Raw genomic sequence first — 3293 nt, 5'->3', positions numbered from 1 at the left:
AGATGCCCGAGCTGAATTCCACCACATCACCCGCGCCGTCGTCGCCGTCGCCCCGGGCACGGCGGTGTTGGTGCTGACCATGTTCGAGGACGACGACTCCGTCTTCGCCGCCGTCCGCGCCCGGGGCCCCGTGGCTACATCCTCAAGGGGGCCGAGCAGGACGAGATCCTGCGCGCCGTCCGCTGCGTCGCCGAGGGCGGCGTGATCTTCGGGCCCAGCATCGCCCGCCGGGTCGACGCCCTGCTCAGCGGCGGCCCCGAGGACCTGCCGAACCTGCCTTTCCCCCAGCTGACCGACCGTGAGCGCGAGGTGCTGGACCTCATCGCCGCCGGCCTGGCCAACCCGCAGATCTGCGACAAGCTGGGCCTGGCGGTGAAGACCGTGGGCAACCACATCTCGTCGATCTTCGCCAAGTTGCAGGTGGCGGACCGGGCGCAGGCGATCGTGCGGGCCAGGGACGCGGGGCTGGGGCGGTAGTCGGTGGGGTGAACCGCGCATGCCTGGAAGGAGCGCACGGCAGCCCTCGGCCCGAACCTGCATCATGGTTGCCCGAGAGCGGGACTCGCGGTGTCAGGGGGTGTGGCGCCACTCCTGTGCGGCGTTCATGAGGCCGATCATGCCGGACACCAGGCGCATCTGGTCGACGGTGCGGATGTCGGCCTCGACGAGCTTGGGGGAGCAGACCAGCACGGCGACGGCCTGGGCGCGGGAGAGGGCGACGTTCAACCGGTTGCGGGACAACAGGAAGTCCAGGCCGCGGGGCAGGTCGGCGGCGGACGACGACGTCATGGTGGTGATGACGACGGGAGCCTCCTGGCCCTGGAAGCGGTCCACGGTGCCGACCCGGACGTCGGGGAAGCCGGCGACCTCTAGGGCACGGGTGACGACGCGGGCCTGGAGGTTGTACGGGGCGACGACAAGGATGTCCTCGTCGCCGAGGGGACGGACACCGGAGCTGTCCGTCCACTTGCGACCGTGCAGGGAGCGGACGATGTCCACGACGACGGCGGCTTCCTCGACGGAGCGGGTGGTGTTGCCGCGGTGGTCGACGGAGGCGAGGTACAGGCCGGAGTCGATGCCGTCGATCCCGCGCTCGGCGGCGGACGGATGGGCGTGCAGGAGACCGGAATAGGACAGGCGGGACACGGGCTCGCAGACGGCGGGGTGCATGCGCCGCGACTGGTCGAGGAAGTAGCCCAGTGACGGGGGAATCACGTCGTTGTCGCCGATGAGGTGACCCAGGGCCGAGGCCTCGGCGCCGGCGGGATGGGTGCCCTGAACAACCTGCGGCAGCTGCTGGGGATCGCCGAGCAGCACGATGTTGCGGGCGCACATGGAGACGGCGAGGGCGTCGGCCAGCGAGAACTGGCCGGCCTCGTCGATCACCAGCACGTCGAAGGGCTCGGCCCGCATGGCGGCGTTGGCGAAGGTCCACGCGGTGCCGCCGACCAGGTGCCCGTCGGTGTGCTCGGCCCGCCACCGGGCCAGCCCGGGGTTGTCCTTGGGCTGCTCCCACGGGACGTCCTTCTCCGCTGCCTTCTTCGGTCGCTTGGCGGCTGGCAGCGTCGGCGCGGAGGATTTGGCTGCCCGCAAGACGTTCTCGACGGCCTTGTGACTGTTGGACGTCACGGCCACGGTCCGGCCGGAGCCGACGAGATGCGCGATGAGCTTGCCGGCCAGGTAGGTCTTGCCGGCGCCGGGCGGACCCTGCACGGCCAGGGTCGACCCGTCGAGTAGATCCACGGTCTCGATCACCGTGCGCACGAGATCCTCGCCGTGCGGCGGCAACTCGACGCCGCCGCGCAGGCGCGGGGGAGTGCGGCGCAACAGGTCGATGCCCGGATGTTGGGGCAGCGCAGGCAAAGCGTCGACGGCGAGCTGCGCGAGATCGGCGACGGCCTCGTCCTTGGGCTTCGGCATCACCGGCGATCCGGGCAGAACCGCGTTGGGGCGACCGTCGGAGGTCTCGTCGGGCTTGGCGCTCTCGACCAGGGTCAGTTCCTCGGCGGTGGCGGCGCTGACGACCGCGTCTCGCGTGGAATCCCCGTACCGCAGGCGAACCTGGTCGCCCATGGCGTACGGATGCGGCCGGTCGGGGTCGCACACGAGCGTCAGCACGCGCTTGGCCAGGCGAACTCGGCCGGCCGGCGGCTGCCAGTCGCCCGCCTGCACGGAAACCGGCACGGCGCAGGTGGTGTCGACCTCCAGATCGGACAGCGGGGCGGCCACCTGGCGGAAGAACTCCCACCACGCCGGGTTGGTCTCCCGGCGGTGGTAGCCGACGGAGGCGGCCAGCAGGGCGCGGGCCTTCTCGTCGTCGGTGGCGTCGGCCGGATTGTCGGGCAGGCCGGCCATCAACGGGTCGACGAGCGCCGCCAACCGGGCGGCCCGCTCGGCCCGGCGCTCGGCGGCCACCAGGTCCTCGGTCCTGGCGACGAGATCGTCCTCGACCGCCTCGACCACGGTCTCGATGTCGGCCTCGACGCGAACCCGGTGCAGGAAGTGGAAAAGCTCCCGCGTCGACACGCAGTCGTACTCGTTGTAGTCGCTGATGCCCTGCAACACCTCGGCCGCCCGCGCGTCGCCGATCTGGTGCAGCGTCAGGTATTCCTCGTACGCCTCGATGCTCGACACGGCGGTCTTCACGTCGCCGTCGCGGGCCGACGGCATGTACAGCGGCTCCAGGTACTTGATGGAGTAGGACCGCTGCGACACCCGAAGTGCCTTGCGCACCACGGCGTACAGGTCGATCAGCGCCCCGCCGCGCAGCAGGTCGTCCACTGCCTCTTCACGGGTGCCGTGCACGGCGGCGAGCCGCTTCAACGCCGTCACCTCGTACGGCGCGTAGTGGTAGATGTGCGCGCCGGGATTCGAAGCCAGCCGCTCCGAGGCGAAGTCGACGAACTCCTCGAAGGCCTTCTTCTCCTGCGCCCGGGAATGCGCCCAGAACGGGATGAACCCGTTGGTCGTCACGGAGCCGAACAGGTACTCCAGACCGGTCCCGGCCAGCGCGAACGGGTCGCCCTCCATGTCGAAGAAGACGTCGCCGGGGCTGGGCGCCGGCAGCCTGGCCAGCTCAGAGCCGTCCACCACCTCGTAGCTGATCTTCCCGGTCTCGTCCTGCCGCACCTGGATCGCCGCCTGCGCCCGCAGCGCCGTGAAGGTGGTGGCGGACAGGTCGCGCGGGCGGTCCTCGGGGGCGGCCTCGGCCAGCGCGTCGATGGTGCCCACGCCGGCCTCGACCAGCTTGCGCCGCTGATCGGCCCGCATCCCGGCGACCAGCGACAGATCGC

The 3293-nt window shown here is 71.0% G+C and carries 2 protein-coding genes and 1 pseudogene; 2 read left to right on the top strand and 1 reads right to left on the bottom strand.

Annotation, left to right across the window (positions count from 1 at the left end; all coding sequences use genetic code 11):
• Both KUTG_RS63535 and KUTG_RS63530 read left to right on the top strand, forming a co-directional pair.
• Positions 1 to 205, top strand: a pseudogene (locus KUTG_RS63535) (hypothetical protein); the annotation flags it as partial.
• Positions 202 to 477: a response regulator transcription factor gene (locus KUTG_RS63530; RefSeq protein WP_052394521.1), complete on the top strand. Its 276-nt coding sequence runs from the start codon at positions 202 to 204 to the stop codon at positions 475 to 477. The pseudogene KUTG_RS63535 and the gene KUTG_RS63530, both read left to right, overlap by 4 nt.
• 93 nt (positions 478 to 570) lie before the next feature.
• Here KUTG_RS63530 and KUTG_RS14710 read toward each other — a convergent pair.
• Positions 571 to 3293, bottom strand: a 2723-nt coding sequence (locus KUTG_RS14710; RefSeq protein WP_043717411.1) for a TM0106 family RecB-like putative nuclease, incomplete at its 5' end; no start/stop codon positions are given.

The sequence above is a fragment of the Kutzneria sp. 744 genome, assembly GCF_000568255.1.
Taxonomy (GTDB): domain Bacteria; phylum Actinomycetota; class Actinomycetes; order Mycobacteriales; family Pseudonocardiaceae; genus Kutzneria.
Note: the sequence above shows the minus strand (reverse complement) of the source record. Positions and strands in the feature narration are given on the sequence as shown.